Here is a 14948-nt window from a genome sequence, read left to right as displayed (position 1 = left end):
ATTAAACTGTCGAAGGAAAGCCGATCACGGTGGCGTCGCGGGACTGTCGATTCGTCCGCCTGCCGGCTCTCACGACGTCCAGAACGCCTTCGTGAACAGCACGAGTACCGGGATTATCTCGATCCGCCCGATCCACATCAGGACGATCATCACGGCGCGCGTGCTCATCGGGAACGACGCGAACGTCCCGTACGGGCCCGCCTCGCCGAAGGCGGGACCGATGTTGAGGAACGTCGTCGCCGCCGCGCCGAGCGCCTCGAACTCGGTCACCCGGAGACCCGCCCGTTCCGCGTCGACGACGATCACGACGGTGAGCAGGAAGAAGATCACGATGCTCAAGAGGAGGTACGCGTAGATGTCGCGGATCGCCCCCTCGTCGACCGGTTTCCCCGAGACTCGAACCGGCCGAACCGCCTCCGGGTGGATGGCGGTGTAGAGGTTCCGGCGGAACGTCTTCAGCGCGACGAGCCACCGCAGCGACTTGATCGAACAGGTCGTCGAACCGACCATCCCGCCGATGAACATCCCCATGAACAGCATGTGCTTCGCCGCGGGCGCCCACGCCACGTAGTCGGTGCTGGCGTACCCCGTCGTCGTCACGATCGACGCGACGTTGAACACGGCGTGGCGTACCGTTCCCTCCGCGCCGAACGTGACGCTGGGATCGAGGAACAACGCGAAGGCGACGATCGACGCGAGCGTCCCCATCGCGCCGAGGTAGAAGTGGAACTCCTCGTTTTTTAACAGGCGCATCGGCTCTCCGTTGATGGCGAAGTAGATGAGGACGAAGCTCGTCGAGCCGATCACCATGAACGGGACCACCGCCCACTGGATGACCGGGTGAAACGCGCCGACGCTCTGCGGCTCCGGGGAGAACCCTGCGGTCGCGACCGACGTGAACGCGTGCGCCACCGCGTTGTACAGGTCCATCTGCGGGTCGAACGCCAGCCCGAGCAGGAAGTAGACCGCGATCGCGAGCCCCGTGAGCCCGACGTAGATCCCCCAGATGAGCTGCGCGGTCCGGGAGATCTTCGGTGTGAGCTTGTTGACGTCCTGGGTCTGCGACTCCGTCTCCATCAGCTGCGCCCCGCCCACCCCGATCTCGGACAGCACCGCGGTCGCTAGGATCAGGATTCCGAGCCCGCCGAGCCACTGGATCACCTGTCGCCACATCATGACCGAGCGCGAGTGGAGCGAGAAGTCGACGAGGACGGTCGCGCCGGTCGTCGTCAGCCCGCTCATCGCCTCGAACATCGCGTTCACCGGGTGCGCGACCGTCCCGACGCCCGCGACGACGAACGGGATCGCGCCGACCGCGGCGACGAGGAACCAGATCAGCGCCACCGCGAGGAACGCCTCGCGCGGCCCGAGGTCCTCCGCCGGGTCTTGCACCGACCGGAACGAAGCGCCGAGCGCGAGCGAGACCGCGATAGCCGCCACGAACGGGAGCGGCGACTCGCCGTAATAAAACGCGGTCAGCAGCGGGAACGCGAGCGGAACCGGGAGGGCGGCAAGGACGTCGCCGGTGAGACCCAAGCTCGCCCGCCAACCGACCCGGATCCCGGTGGTCACGGACCGCTCACGCCATCGACGCGATCTCGCCCACGGAGTCGGAGTCCACGAGCAGGATCACGTGGTCGCCCGGCCGGAGGACCGTGTCCCCGCGCGGCGTCACGAGCTGGTGATCGCGGGTGATCGCGCCGATGACGAACCGGGCGTCGGTGTCGGCGACGAGCTCCGAGATCGGTCGCCCCACGAGCCCGCATCCCTCGGTGAGCTCCAGCTCGAGGACCTCCGCCTGGTCGTTCTCCAACACGGCGATGTTCTCCGCGACGCTCTCGTAGGTGAACCGCGTGATCTCCTCGGCGGTCACGGTCCGCGGGTTGATCGCGATGTCGATCCCGATCTCCTCGAAGACGGTGACGTAGTCCGGGCTGTCGACGACCGCGATCACGCGGTCGACGCCGAGCCGTTTGGCGAGCACCGACACGAGGAGGTTCTTCTCGTCGGAGCGGAGCGCGGTGACGACGATGTCGGCCTCGTCGACGTGTTCGCGGGAGAGGAACTCCGTGTCGGTCGCGTCGTGTTCCATGACGACCGCCTTCGGAAGCTGCTCGGCGAGCCACCGCGCGCGGTCGGGGTCCTGCTCGATTATCCGGGGTTGCAGTTCTCGCTCCCCGAGGAGACGGGCGGTCTGATACCCGATCTCGCTTCCGCCGACGATCACGATGTCGTCCGCGTCGTCCGGCGTCGTGCGCGGGTCGACGTCGGTCGCGAACGCTTGGACGCTCTCCGGGCTCCCGATTACCACCGCGCGGTCGCCGGCCTTGATCCCGGTGTCGCCGCGCGGGATCGTCAGTTCCCCGTTGCGGAACAGCCCGACGAACGTGAGCGACTCGAAGCGGTCCGCCTCGGCGACGGTCTGCCCGGCCATGGGGCTCTCCTCCGCGATCTCGAACTCGGCCATCTGGACCATCCCGCTCGCGAACGGGTCGACGTCGATCGCGGCCGGGAGCCCGATGACCCGGACGATGTTCTCCGCGGTCAGCAGGTCCGTACACACCATGAAGTCGACGCCGAAGGCGCCCTCGCTCCCCTCCCACGTCCGGAGGAAGTCCGTGCTCTTCACGCGGGCGATGGTGAACCCGTCGCCCAGCGTCTTCGCGGTGCCGCAGGCGACGAGGTTCGTCTGGTCGTTGTCGGTGCAGGCGATGACCATGTCCGCGCGGCCGACCTCCGCCGCCGTCTGGATATCGGAGGTCGTCCCGTCGCCGGCGATGGTGAGCACGTCGATCTCGTACTTGAGCTGTTCCGCGCGGTCCTCGTCGACGTCCACGACGACGACCTCGTGGTCCGACGAGAGGCTCCCAGCGATGCTCGTGCCGACCTCGCCGGCCCCGATAACGACCACATGCATGGACACAACGAGTTACCCGACCCTCAAGTTCGTTACTATCGGTGTCGCCGCGGTCGCCGGGAGGAGCGGGCTACGAGTCCCCGCCGATCCCGGCCTCAGCCGCCCCGCCGAACGACGTGGGGTCCGTCCACTCGTTCCGCCCGGAGACGGTGCGCTGCGGGAACGGGATCGAGATCCCCTCCTCGTCGAACCGCTTCTTGACGGCCTTCACGTAGTCGGCGCGCGCCTTCACGAAGTCCGCCCGCGACGGGTCGTCGATCCAGATCCGCGACTGCAGGCCGACGTACGAGTCCGCCAGCTCCGTCAGCCTGACCGACGGCGCGGGGTCGTCGAGGATCGCGTCGCTCTTCTCGGCCTCCTCGACGATGATGTCGGTCGCCTTCTCGACGTCGTCCTCGTAGTCGATCCCGAAGACGAACTTCAGCCGGAGCGTCTTCTTCGCGACCGGGTTCTTCACCACGTCGCCGGTGAGCACGGCGTTCGGCACCGTGAGAAGTTCGTTGTCGAACGTGCGGACGCGGGTGACTCGAAAGGAGATGTCCTCTACGACCCCCGAGTTCCCCTGCCACTCGATCCAGTCGCCGATGCGGAACGGCTTGTCGGTGTAGATGAACACGCCCGCGACGAAGTTCTTGATCACGTCCTGAAGCGCGAAGCCGATGGCGAGCGTCGCCGCCGCGGCGATCGTCGCCAGCGACCGGAGGAATCCCTGATATCCCGCCGCCCCGAACGCGACCGTGACGCCCGCGAACAGCACGAGGAACGCGACGATCTTCTGGAGCGGTCGCCGCGCGTGCTCGTCGAGGCCCTGCCTGTCGAAGAGCCGCAGCACGAGCGGCGCGATGACCGCCTTATACAGCAGGTACGTCGCGAAAACGACGGCGAGGAAGATCGCGGCGTCGATGACGATCCCGGTCAGCGGCCGCAAAAACGGCTCCAGCGTCCCCGCGACGGCGACGACGTCGCTCGTACCGCCCGCGGCGCTCATCAGTGGAGTACCGCCGTGTTCCCTCGCGTCTCTACGAGTTCGGCGTCGACGGCGTCGGCCAGCTCCGCGGCGAGCTCGTCGGTCGTGGTCCCGCCTCGGGCCGCCCGGAGGAACTTCACCTTCACGAGCTTGGCGTCGTCGAGCTGGTCGGCCGTCTCGTCGACGACGGCGTCGACGCCCTTCTTCCCGACCCAGACGGTGACGTCGAGGTCGTGCGCTTCCTTGCGGAGCTGTTGATCGCTCATACGTCGTTCACTCGGTCGCGGCAGTTGAAGCTTGAGGTTCGCGGACGACGGGGCCGCTCGGAGCCGCGGGCGACGCTCGCGTCCGGATCGGCCGCGGTCCCCCTACTCGCGTTCGACCTCGCGCGCCGGTTCCCGGGAGCGCTCTCGACGCACGTACTCGGCGGCGTCTTCCGGCGTCTCCGTCTCGAGGAGCCGGTCGAGCTTCCGCTCGAACTGCTCGTCGGTGAGGTCGCCCTCGGCGTACCGGCTCCGGAGCCGGTCGAGCGCGTCCCGCGTGCCCGCCGGCTCCTCGTCGACCGCGTCGCTCTCCGTGGTCCGGTCGACCGCGGGTCCCTCGGCCCGCTCCGCCTCCTCGTCCCCGTCGAACAGCATCCCGACCACCGGCACGACGACGACGTAGCCGAACAGCATGAGCGGGAGCCACCACTCAAAGCCGAGGAACAGCGCCGCCAGCCACGCGCCCGTCACGACCGTGCCCGCGATCTCGCTCGCGTTTCGCTCGAACCGCTCGCGCAGGGAGGACTCCGCCATCGTGGGGGTCCTCTCGGTGTGGCGACTAAATCGTATCGGCGGCGTCGGGGCGCTCCGTCGGCGCTTCTCCCGTCCGCGGCTAGAGTTAGACTTGTCTAATCTTTTTCTTAGACCCAAAGCGTATTACGTTCCCACCGACAAACGGCTGGTAATGCGCACCGACACGAACGAGGCCACGGGCCTCTCTCGACGGCGGTTCGCCGGCATCGGCGCCGGCGTCCTCGCGGGGGGTCTCGCCGGCTGCACGGGAAACGCCGCCGATCCGGGAGACGGCGGCGGCGGAAGCGACGGTGAGGGCGCCGACGCCGGAGAGTACACGGTCGTGGCCTCTTTCTTCACGTTCTACGACTTCGCCGACACGCTCGCCGAGGGGACGGTCCTGAACGTCGAGAACCTCGTGCCGACGGGCCTCCACGGTCACGGCTGGGAGCCGGACCCGTCGATCCAGCGGCGGATCACCGACGCCGACGCCCTGGTCCACGTCGGGCCCGACTTCCAGCCGTGGGTCGACCGCGCGATCGACACGCTGGAAGCGGAGACGACGGAGACGGCGCTTATCAACGCCCGCGCCGGGGTCGAGCTGCTCGACCTCGCCGACTCGCTCACCGAGGACGAGGCGGTCGAGGACGCGAAGGACCCGCACTTCTGGCTCGACCCCCAGCGCGCGAAGGTCGCGGTCGAGAACATCGCGGACGGGCTCGCGGCGCTCGCTCCCGACGACGAGGCGACGATCCGCGAGAACGCCGACGCGATCGACGCGGAGCTCGACGCGCTCGACGAGGAGTGGACGGCCGTCTTCGACGCCGCCGAGCGCGACGTGGCGTTCCTCGCCGCACACAACGCCTTCGCCTACGTCTCGGAGCGCTACGGCGCGACGATCGAGCCGCTGGTGGTGAACCTCGCGGCCAGCAACGACGTCCGGCCGGCCGACATGCAGCGGGCGCAGGACACGATCGCCGCCAACGACATCCGACACATCGGCGCGGCCGTGTTCGAGCCGATCCGGCCGGCGAGACAGCTCTTGGAGCAGACCGACGTCGAGGCGTACTTCCCGGTGACGCCGTACGCCGGCACCGCCGAGTCCTGGGTCGAGCGGGGGTGGGGGTACTTCGAGATCGCCCGTCAGGTGAACCTGCCCACCTTCCGGATCCTCCTCGGTCTCGACGACCCCGAGGACGTGACGTTCGCCGACTACGGTCGAAACTTCGAGCCATGAGCGGTGACACCCCCCTCGTCGACGTCCGCGGGCTGACGTTCGGCTACGCCGCGACGCCGGTCGTCGAGGACGTGGACCTGCGGGTCGACCGCGGCGAGTACGTCGGGATCGTCGGACCGAACGGCTCCGGGAAGAGCACCCTGCTCCGCCTCCTTCTGGGCCTCCACGAGCCCGACGCGGGGTCGGCCGAGCTGCTCGGTCACCCCGCCCGGGCGTTCGCGGAGCGCGAGCGCGTCGGCTACGTCGCGCAGGACGTGACCGAAGACGAGAAGCGCATGCCGATCACCGTGAGCGAAGTCGTCCTCATGGGGCGGTTCCCGCACGCCGGCTTCGGCCGGGTGACCGCCGCCGACCGCGACCGCGTCCGCGACGCCCTGGCGACGGTCGGCATCGAACACCTCGCCGACCGGAAGATCACCGCGCTCTCGGGCGGGCAGCGCCAGCGGACGTACATCGCGCGGGCGCTCGCCGGCGAGGCCGAACTGCTCGTCCTGGACGAGCCCACCGTCGGCGTCGACGCCGAGTCGGTCGACGCCTTCTTCGACCTGCTCGACGAGCTCGTCGACGACGGGATCACCGTCCTCCTCGTCGAACACGACATCGGCGCCGTCATCGAGCACGCCTCGCGGGTCGTCTGTCTCAACCGCGAGGTGTACTTCGACGGCGAGCCGGCCGCGTTCGCCGAGAGCGACGCGCTCGACCGCGCGTACGGGACGAACGTCCGCCGCGAGGAAGGGGGGATCGTCACGTGACCCCCGCCGGTTCCGCGGCCGTCGCGTCGGCGGCGTCGCCCGCCGCCGTCGTCCCGCTCCTCTCCGCGCCGTACGACCTCCTCTCGCGGCTCGTCGGCCTGTGGAGCGACGGGCTCGGCTGGGTCGGCGACCGGCTCGGGATCGCGATGCTGGAGTACGTCTTCATGCACCACGCGTTCCTCGTCGGCGCGCTCATCGCCGTGATGGCGCCGCTGATCGGCACCTTCCTCGTCCACCGGCAGCTCGCGCTCATCGGCGACGCGCTCGCCCACACCGCGTTCGCGGGCGTCGCCGTCGGGCTGTTCGTCAACTCGCTGCTCGGGACCGGGATCTCGCCGTACGTCACCGCGATCGTCGTCGCCGTGATCGCCGCCCTGGCGATCGAGCTGATCGCCGAGACCACCGACGCGTACAACGACGTGTCGATGGCGATCGTGCTCTCGACCGGGTTCGCGCTCGGCGCGGTCCTCATCAGCCTGAACACCGGCGGGCTCGCGGTCGGGATCAACCAGTACCTGTTCGGGAACCTCTCGACGGTCTCGCGGGAGAACGCGGTCCTGCTGGTCGTGCTCTTCGCGATCGTCTCGCTGGTCGTCACGGTCACGTACAAGCAGCTGCTGTACGTCACGTTCGACGAGACGGCCGCCCGCGTCGCCGGGATCAACGTCCCCTGGTACAACCGCCTGATGACGACCCTGACCGCCCTCGTCGTCGTCGGCGCGATGCAGATCATGGGCGTCATCCTCGTCGCGGCGATGCTCGTCGTCCCCGTCGCGGCCGCCGCCCAGCTCGCACGCGGCTTCCGCGAGGCGCTGCTCGCGTCGGTCGTACTGGCGCAGATCGCCGTGGTCGCCGGGATCACGCTGTCGTTCAACTACAACACGACCGCCGGTGGCACGATCGTTCTCGTCGCCGTCGGCGTGTACATCGTCGCGGTGCTCGCCGGGAAGGCCCAGTCGCGGCGGGCGGGCGACGAGGCCCCCGAGCGCGTCGACGGCGCCGAGCGGGCGACGGGCGAGGCCACCGACGTCGGCGGCGACGACGTCGCCGGAGCAGAGTCGACCGACTAGTCGGCCCGCTCCGTCGGCTCGTCGCAGAGGGTCCCGTCGAGCCCGAGACCGACGCGGTCGCCGTACCGGCTCCAGACGACCACCAGCGACGGGACGAGCAGGATCGAACAGAGGTACGCGTACAGCACGCCGAGCGCGAGCAGCACGCCGAAGTCCCGCAGGAGCGGGATCACGGCGAGCCACAGGACGCCGAGCCCGCAGACGGTCGTGAGCATGCTCCCGGTGAGCGCGCCGCCCGTGCCCGCGATTGTGATGTCGAGCGCGTCCTCGACCGCGTTTCCGGCCTTGAACTCGTCGACGAACCGGTGAACGAAGTGGACGGTGTAGTCCACGCCGAGTCCGATCGAGACCGAGAGGATCGGCGCGTTGATCGGCGTCAAGGGGATGTCGAACAGCCGCATCGAACCCACGAGCAGGCCGACCGTGACGAGGACGGGCACGAGGTTGAGCAGGCCGTACACGGCCTTCCCCTCCAAGTAGGCGTAAGAGAGCGCGAGGAACACGGCCGTGAGCACGAACGCGGCGATCAGGCTCCGGATCGCGGACTCGGTCAGCCGGTCGATCACGGCCTCGTTGACGACGAGGTCGCCCGTCGGAACCGCCTGCAAGGGAGTGCGCTCCGCGAGCGCCCGGACGCCGGCCACCGCTTCCGAGTCGTCGGCGCCGGGGCGGATCGTGTAATCTATCCGCGCGCTCCCGCGGTCGGCGGCGAGGTACCCGCGCGCCCGGTCCCGGTCGGGCGAGTCGAGCAGCGCGTCGTACACCTCGTCGACGTTGCGGTCGGGGACGCCCGTCCCGAGCCGGTCGTTGCGGTCCACGAGCGCGCCGAACTCTGGATCGCGCGCCGCCCGGTCCTCGATGACGGTCACGACGCTCGTGGAGGCGGCCCGGCGCTCGTCGGTCGTCTCGAAGGCGTCCGGCGGATCGCGCGTTGTCCGGTCGATCAGCTCCAGGGCGTCGTCGTCGCGCACGGACTGGTCGACGTACAGGGTCACGCTCCCGACGAAGCTCTGCTCGAACTCCTCCTCGAACAGCGTGAGCACCCGGAGGAAGGTGTAGTCGGTCGGCGCGAGCGGCTCCGGCAGGTTCGAGTACGTCTCCAGCCGGTCCTCGTCTGGGAAGAACGCCTCCTCCGAGAACTCGGTGTTCACGCCGGTCCCGTACGCGCCCCCGACCGCGCCGCCGACGAGCAGGACGGCGACGACCGCCACGGGCGCGACCTTCGAGAGGTCGACCCCGACGCGGAGCACGCGCCCGAGCCGCGAGCCGCCCGACCCGAGCGGCGTCGTGCCGAACGCCGGGATCGGCAGCCGCTCGCGCCAGCGGTCGACCACCACCTTCGTCGCCGGGAGAAAGACGCCGAACACCGTGAGCGTGAACGTGATCCCCGCCGCGGCGACGAGCCCGAAGTCCCGGTTAGGCTCGAAGGGACTCACGAGGTTCGAGGCGAGCCCGAACACCGTGGTGATCGTGACCAGCAGGAAGGCGATCAACAGCTGATCGGTCGTGGTCCGCATCGCCGCCGCGATCGAGAGCCCCTCGCCGCGCTCCTCCCGGTAGCGGTTGACGATGTGGATCCCGAAATCGATCCCGACCGCGAGCAGCAGCGGGAAGACGGTAATAAGGGAGTCGGAGAAGGGGATCCCCGCGTATCCCATAAACCCGAAGGTCCACAGGAGCGACATGAGCAGGGCGGCGAGGCCGATCCCCATGTCGATCGGGTCGCGGTAGGCGAACACGAGGAAGCCCAATATCAGGAGCAGCGCCGCGGGGAACACGATGACCGCGGTGTCGGTCAGCAGCGCCGTGACCTCCGACTGGAGGATCCCGTCGCCGAAGAGGACCGCGTTCTCGCCGGCCTCGTTGCCCGGCACCGAGTCGACCACGTCGACGCTCCGCGTCTGTAGCTCTGTCACTCGGGCCGTCGTGGCCGCCTCGGGCAGGTCGTAGGTGACACCGACGATGGCGGCCCCGGCTCGCTGGGCTGTCGGGTTGTAGTCGACAGACACCTGCGCCGCGACGGCGCCGGACGCGTCGGCGTCGGCGATGGCCGTCCGCAGCTCGCTCGGCGTCGCCTCCGCGACCGCGTCGCGGCGCTCGCCCGGCGTCTCCGCGGTCGGGTCCAACCGTCGGGCGACCGCGTCGGCGTGGCTCGTCGTCGAGCTCACTCTCAGGGTCGACCGCGACTCCAGCCGCTCCTGAGTCTCTAGGACCCGTATCAGCGCCGATCGCGAGAGCACGTTGTCGCCGGTGACGATCACCTGCGCCGACGTCGCCGACCCGCCGATCGACGTCTCGAACTCCTCGTCGATGTCGTCGAGCGCGCGCTGGGCGGGGATGTCCTGCGTGAACTGGTCGGCGCCGGCCGAGGTGGTGATCCCCCCCACCCCGCCGACGGCGACGACGCTGATCAGGAGGAAGACGGCGATCACCGCCACCGGTCGCTCCGTGACGAGCTCGTCGACCCGCTCGACGAGCCGGTCGGCCGCGGTCACCGTCGCCTCCGTCGACTCAGGGCCCCCCGGTCGCTCGGAGACGCGCGGGCATTGGTGTCGCCCATCCGGTCACCGCCGCCGGTACCGGACGAGCGCTCCCGCGCCGGCGACCACGACGAGGAGGCCGACGGCGAGCGGTAGGAGTGGGAGCCCGCCGTCGTCGGTCGGTTCGGTCACCTCGACGGGGTACTGGGTGACGTCCGATATCCGGTCGTTACCGCGCTCGTCGTCGTAGCGGAAGTCCAGCTCGATCGGGTGGGTCTCGACGGTCGCCCCTGGCGCGGCCGCCACGTCGAAGGCAATCTCGGTCGACTCGCCGGGCGCCAGCTCGTCGACGAACGCCTCGTCGTCGGGGGCCGACAGCGGGCTGTCGGCGTACAGCCCGGCGTTGATCGACGAGAGCGTCTCCGGGCGCTGATTCGTGATCTCGAAGGTGATCCGCCGGGTCTCGCCCGCCGGGACGGTCGCGTTGTCGGCGGCGAGCTCGAACTCGGGCTGCCGCGGCGCGACCTCGATCCGCCGGGTCTCCTCGACCGCGATGGCCGAGTCGCCGTTCGTGTACTCGGTGGTGAACCGGAACTGCCGGGGGCCGGGGTCGGCGCTCCCGCTCACCTGGGCGTCGAACGAGAAGTCGACGGACTCGCCCGCCGGGATCTCCGGGAGGGCGTACCGCCGCTCGCCGACCGTCACCCGGTCGCTCTGCGGGTCGGCGACGAGCACCGCGTCGTCGACGTCGAGCGGCCCCTCGTTGGTGAGCGTCCCGCTGACGCTCCCGGAGTAGCCGACCTCCAGGCTCCCCTCCACGCCGTCGATCGAGAACGACTGCTCGGAGATCGGCACCACGCCGGCCCGGGACGCGGGAGAGGTCTCGTCGATCCCGTCCGCGTCGCGGTAGTCGACGGTGGAGACGAGCGCGTACGCCCCGCCGCCGAAGTCGGGCGAGACCGTCGACTCGAACGTCACCGTTCGGTTCTCGCCGGGCGCCCAGTCGCCGACGAACGACTCGGCGCTCCCGTCGCTTCCGATGACGGCCTCGCTCCCGGTCGTCGTTCCGGTGACGACCGCGTCGCGAGCGACCTCGTCGCCGACGTTCCGCATGGTTGCGGTGACCTCGCCGCCCCCGCCGACCTGCGCCTCGGTGCCGGTCTCGACGATCGCGAAGCGCGCGCCGTCGTCGACGACGATCGTGACGTCGAACCGGTCGGTACCGCGCCGGTCCTTGTGGTCGTTGAACTCGGGGATGATCTCGAAGGTGTACCGGTAGCGGGCCGTCACCTCGACCTCGTAGGAGCCGTCCGGCACGTCGTCGGGGACCGTCACCTCGAGCGGGACCTGCACGGGGCTCGCGTCGGTCCGCACGTCGCCGACGACCGTCCGGCCGTCGCCGACCTCGATCGGCACGTCGCCGTCGTCGACCGAGAGCGTGAGTCCGCGCGCCGTCGTCACCCGCGGGTCGAGCTGGTTGCCGAACTCCATCTCGCCGGTGTTGAGGACGTCCAGCGTCACCGTCGATTCCGCGCCGCTCGGCACCGTCCGCTGGGAGGCGAACAGATCGAGCGCGGGCGAGCCGCGGATCTGGCGCTCCGTCGTCTGCGCGGCGATACCGCCGTCCGCCGTCGGACCGACCGCGGCGGTCCGCGCGCCGTCGACGTCCTGCCCGGCCGTGGAAGCCTGTCCGACCGGCGCCGCGGCCCCGGCGAACGCGGCGGCGCCGACGAGGGCCGTGACGGCGACGACCGCGAGAGCGAGCGCGCCCGCCCGCGCTGGCCGGCTCATCTCTCGCCTCCGCCGTTTCTCCCATCGACCGCGTGGGGGCGCCGAATCGGGGACCGACCGCCGGACGCGTCGCGTCGAGTCATACGGTCGTGTGGGTCGCTCCCGTGTTAAGCGTGTTGAATGAACGTTCAATCAAGAGCGTTTTGTGCGTGGCCGCGGTGGACTCACCATGCACGACCCGTTCGCGGAGCCCGCCGACACTCGCCAGGCCATCTTGGGGGCGGCGTTCCGCGCGCTCTGCGAGCACGGGTACGCCGACCTCACGATCAGCCGGATCGGCGAGGAGTTCGACAAGAGCCCGTCGCTCGTCTATCACCACTACGACGGGAAAGACGAGCTGCTCGTCGATCTCCTCGGGTTCCTGCTCGACGGGTTCGAGGCGTCGGTGTCGGCGGGCGAGTTCGACTTGACGCCCCACGAACGGCTCGACATCTACCTCTCGGCGACGACCGACCCCGGCTCCGTCGACGACGAGCACGCGCCGGACGCGCAGTTCCTGACCGTCATCGTCGAGCTCCGAGCGCAGGCCGCCAGCGACGGCGCCTACCGCGACCACTTCGACCGCAGCGACCGCGTGTTCGAGGCGTTCCTCGAACGGACCGTCCGCGAGGCGGCGGCGGAGATCGACGGCGGCACCGACGTCGACGCCGACCGCGACGGGGACGATTCGACCGATCCGCGCGGCGACGCGTCCGCGATACCCCCCATCGAGGTGGCCTCGACGCTTCAGACGCTCGCGACCGGGGGAATGCTCCGCTGGGCGACGACCGCCGACCGGGACTGGACCGACGACACCCGTCGCGGCGCCCGTCGATATCTGGAGGCGATGCTCCCGCGGGTCGATGTCGAGGGGTGAGCCTGGAGCGAAGCCGGGGCTGACCGGGAACGACCTCTCGGGGGATAGGTGGCCCGGGAACGAGGGGTCCGGCGGTCAGCGTTCGGTGACGCCTTCGACGTCCATCCGCGTGACCTCCTCTTCGAGCCACTCTTTCAGCCACTTCACGCGCTTGATGCGCTGGTGGGCGATGCTCTCGGCGCTGTCGGAGACAACGCGCTCGGTGTGGTCGTGGGCGCGCTGGAGGACCCGGTCGACCATCTTCGCGGCGTCCATGTGCGTGCGGGACTCGTACCCCATCCGCAGCAGCATCAGCACGGCGCCGTTGGCGCCGACCTTGTCCAGCACGTCGGCCTCGATCAGACACCGACTCTCCAGCGGCACGTCCGCCAGATCGCCCGTGTACGAGTGGTCGACGACCGCCCCGCACACCTCCTCGATGAACGACTCGGGGTAGTTGCCGCGGCTCTGGAGATACTCTCGGGCGACCCGCGCGCCGGCCTCGGCGTGCACGTCCTGTTCCGCCTCAAGCTTCGCGACGTCGTGGAACACCGCGGCCACGCGGACCACGTCGACGTCGGCGCCCTCCGCCTCGGCTATCTCGGTCGCGAGGTCGACGACGTTGACGATGTGGTTGAACCGGTACTCCGCGGAGTGCCAGGGGTACCAGCGCATCCGCCCGCCGTCCTCCTCGCTCTCGACGCTGGCCGCGAGGTAATCCCTCACAAACCCCATCATCTCCTCGAAGTCCTCGTCGCTCACCTCCGTTTCCTTAATCTCGACGCCCACGGAGACCACCCCGGGCGAAAAACTCGTGATTCATTACCGGTACCGAGGAGCGTTTCGTTCTTAGTCGTTACGACGGGGGGCGATCGGCTCCGCTCGGGCCCGACGCGTCGGCCGCCGGCGGTCTCGGCGCTCTGGCCGTCCGCGGACTCGCGGCGCGCTCGCGGCACCCCCGCACTCCGTCCGTGCCCCCGGAGGAAGTGACCCGCCGGGCGACGCGGCGAGGCTCTTAAGAACGGCCGGCGACGACCCGAACGTATGTGGCGCCCCTGGGGTGACGGCGAGAAGGCCCGCTTCCAGCGGGCCGCAGGGGTGAACATCTTCGGCAACGCGCTGAAGATCGCGGTCGTCGGCGCGACCGGACTGGCCTTCGGCAGCGTCGCGCTCCTCGCCGACGCCGCGCACTCGGTCGCCGACCTCGTCGCCAGCGCGGTCGTGTTCGTTTGGGGGGGCTCCCGGTACGACGCCGCCGACGAGACGCACCCGCACGGCCACCAGCGGATCGAGCCGCTGACGGCGCTGTTCGTCGGTGCGGTCATCGTCCTGCTCGGCGTGCTGCTGCTGCGGGAGTCCGTCTCGGAGTTCCTCGGATCGCCGGATATCACGGCCAGCCCGATCCTCGTCGCGGCGCTGCTGTTCGCGCTGATCGACATGTACCTCCTCTACTGGTACACGGAGCGCGTCAACGCGACCCTCGGGTCGACGGCGCTGACCGCGCTCGCGGCCGACTGTCTCAACGACATCTACACCACCGTCGCGGCGCTGTTCGGCGTGTTCGGCGCCCTGCTCGGGTTCCCCGTCCTCGACCCGGTCGCCGGCGCGCTGGTCAGCGTCCTCGTCGTCTACCAGGGCGTCGAGATCGGTCGCGAGAACGTCACCTACCTCGTCGGCGCGGTCCCCGGCCGTCGAAGGCGTCCACGACTTGACGGTGTATTACGACGGGACCGAACTGGAGGTCGAGGTCCACGTCGAGGTCGACGGCGGGATGACGCTCCGCGAGGCCCACGAGGTCGAGACGGCGCTCGTCACCGGCCTCCGCGACCTGGACGACGTCGGCGATGTCCACGTTCACCTCGACCCCTCCGGACTCGGCGAGTGGAAGGACGCCGAGGACGCCCCCGACGGGATCGACCTCGGTACCTGAGCCCCCGCAGGCGGGGACGACGACCGTGTGCGGCGCCGTCGGAGACGGAGCCGGCGCGATTCCCGACGGAACCGACGCGACTCCCGACGGAACCGACGCGACTCCCGACGGAGCAGACGCACTCTCGATCCGGGGAACCGGCGCGACTGATCGGCGAGGGGACGCATCCGACCGCGCTTCGGACCGCCCGTCC

The 14948-nt window shown here is 69.9% G+C and carries 12 protein-coding genes and 1 pseudogene; 5 read left to right on the top strand and 8 right to left on the bottom strand.

The window, feature by feature from the left end; all coding sequences use genetic code 11:
* Nucleotides 1–69: 69 nt before the first annotated feature.
* The 5 genes from DJ81_RS06575 to DJ81_RS06555 all read right to left on the bottom strand — a co-directional run bounded on the left by DJ81_RS06575 (nucleotide 70) and on the right by DJ81_RS06555 (nucleotide 4681).
* Nucleotides 70–1572, bottom strand: coding sequence for a TrkH family potassium uptake protein (locus DJ81_RS06575; protein ID WP_094589050.1), 1503 nt, complete (start codon nucleotides 1570–1572; stop codon nucleotides 70–72).
* Between the two features lie 7 nt (nucleotides 1573–1579).
* Nucleotides 1580–2917, bottom strand: a complete 1338-nt coding sequence (gene trkA / locus DJ81_RS06570; RefSeq protein WP_094527717.1) for a Trk system potassium transporter TrkA — start codon at nucleotides 2915–2917, stop codon at nucleotides 1580–1582.
* Nucleotides 2918–2987: 70 nt separating this feature from the next.
* The gene (locus tag DJ81_RS06565) at nucleotides 2988–3905 is read right to left on the bottom strand and encodes a mechanosensitive ion channel family protein (RefSeq protein ID WP_094589048.1); all 918 of its coding nucleotides are present in this window, start codon (nucleotides 3903–3905) and stop codon (nucleotides 2988–2990) included.
* Entirely contained in the window at nucleotides 3905–4150 is a 246-nt protein-coding gene (locus DJ81_RS06560) for a YhbY family RNA-binding protein (RefSeq protein ID WP_094523051.1), read from the bottom strand. The genes DJ81_RS06565 and DJ81_RS06560 overlap by 1 nt, the downstream gene beginning before the upstream one ends.
* Nucleotides 4151–4252: 102 nt before the next feature.
* Nucleotides 4253–4681, bottom strand: a complete 429-nt coding sequence (locus tag DJ81_RS06555) for an SHOCT domain-containing protein (protein WP_094523053.1) — start codon at nucleotides 4679–4681, stop codon at nucleotides 4253–4255.
* A gap of 151 nt (nucleotides 4682–4832) precedes the next feature.
* Here DJ81_RS06555 and DJ81_RS06550 point away from each other — a divergent pair, with 151 nt between their 5' ends.
* From DJ81_RS06550 to DJ81_RS06540, 3 genes are read left to right on the top strand one after another with little or no spacing between them, the layout of a single operon-like run.
* Nucleotides 4833–5897 (top strand): metal ABC transporter substrate-binding protein, encoded by a 1065-nt coding sequence (locus DJ81_RS06550; protein ID WP_094589046.1) that lies wholly within the window; start codon nucleotides 4833–4835, stop codon nucleotides 5895–5897.
* A complete protein-coding gene (locus DJ81_RS06545; RefSeq protein ID WP_094523057.1) occupies nucleotides 5894–6649 on the top strand; it encodes a metal ABC transporter ATP-binding protein in 756 nt (251 codons plus the stop codon). The genes DJ81_RS06550 and DJ81_RS06545 overlap by 4 nt, the downstream gene beginning before the upstream one ends.
* Complete coding sequence (locus tag DJ81_RS06540; RefSeq protein WP_094589044.1) at nucleotides 6646–7719, top strand: metal ABC transporter permease; 1074 nt, start codon at nucleotides 6646–6648, stop codon at nucleotides 7717–7719. Before DJ81_RS06545 ends, DJ81_RS06540 begins: the two co-directional genes overlap by 4 nt.
* Here DJ81_RS06540 and DJ81_RS06535 read toward each other — a convergent pair.
* Nucleotides 7716–10214, bottom strand: a complete 2499-nt coding sequence (locus tag DJ81_RS06535; protein ID WP_094589042.1) for an RND family transporter — start codon at nucleotides 10212–10214, stop codon at nucleotides 7716–7718. The genes DJ81_RS06540 and DJ81_RS06535 overlap by 4 nt on opposite strands.
* A gap of 69 nt (nucleotides 10215–10283) precedes the next feature.
* Complete coding sequence (locus DJ81_RS06530; RefSeq protein WP_094523063.1) at nucleotides 10284–11990, bottom strand: COG1361 S-layer family protein; 1707 nt, start codon at nucleotides 11988–11990, stop codon at nucleotides 10284–10286.
* A 169-nt stretch (nucleotides 11991–12159) separates the two neighbouring features.
* On the opposite strand from DJ81_RS06530, the gene DJ81_RS06525 reads away from it, so the two are divergent.
* Entirely contained in the window at nucleotides 12160–12846 is a 687-nt protein-coding gene (locus DJ81_RS06525; protein WP_094523065.1) for a TetR/AcrR family transcriptional regulator, read from the top strand.
* 75 nt (nucleotides 12847–12921) lie between these two features.
* Here DJ81_RS06525 and DJ81_RS06520 read toward each other — a convergent pair whose 3' ends face one another.
* Nucleotides 12922–13623 (bottom strand): HD domain-containing protein, encoded by a 702-nt coding sequence (locus tag DJ81_RS06520; protein WP_094523067.1) that lies wholly within the window; start codon nucleotides 13621–13623, stop codon nucleotides 12922–12924.
* Between the two features lie 246 nt (nucleotides 13624–13869).
* Between DJ81_RS06520 and DJ81_RS06515 the strand changes: the two are divergent.
* Nucleotides 13870–14755, top strand: a pseudogene (locus DJ81_RS06515) (cation diffusion facilitator family transporter).
* Nucleotides 14756–14948: the final 193 nt, after the last annotated feature.

The organism is Halorubrum sp. Hd13, from assembly GCF_002252755.1.
Classification (GTDB): domain Archaea; phylum Halobacteriota; class Halobacteria; order Halobacteriales; family Haloferacaceae; genus Halorubrum.
This window is presented reverse-complemented; position numbering and strand designations above follow the sequence as displayed.

Excerpts from the sequence above, each read along its gene's own strand:
- trkA (WP_094527717.1), bottom strand. The coding sequence starts at position 2,917 with ATGCATGTGGTCGTTATCGGGGCCGGCGAGGTCGGCACGAGCATCGCT.
- DJ81_RS06565 (WP_094589048.1), bottom strand. The coding sequence starts at position 3,905 with ATGAGCGCCGCGGGCGGTACGAGCGACGTCGTCGCCGTCGCGGGGACG.
- DJ81_RS06560 (WP_094523051.1), bottom strand. The coding sequence starts at position 4,150 with ATGAGCGATCAACAGCTCCGCAAGGAAGCGCACGACCTCGACGTCACC.
- DJ81_RS06555 (WP_094523053.1), bottom strand. The coding sequence starts at position 4,681 with ATGGCGGAGTCCTCCCTGCGCGAGCGGTTCGAGCGAAACGCGAGCGAG.
- DJ81_RS06550 (WP_094589046.1), top strand. The coding sequence starts at position 4,833 with ATGCGCACCGACACGAACGAGGCCACGGGCCTCTCTCGACGGCGGTTC.
- DJ81_RS06545 (WP_094523057.1), top strand. The coding sequence starts at position 5,894 with ATGAGCGGTGACACCCCCCTCGTCGACGTCCGCGGGCTGACGTTCGGC.
- DJ81_RS06530 (WP_094523063.1), bottom strand. The coding sequence starts at position 11,990 with ATGAGCCGGCCAGCGCGGGCGGGCGCGCTCGCTCTCGCGGTCGTCGCC.
- DJ81_RS06525 (WP_094523065.1), top strand. The coding sequence starts at position 12,160 with ATGCACGACCCGTTCGCGGAGCCCGCCGACACTCGCCAGGCCATCTTG.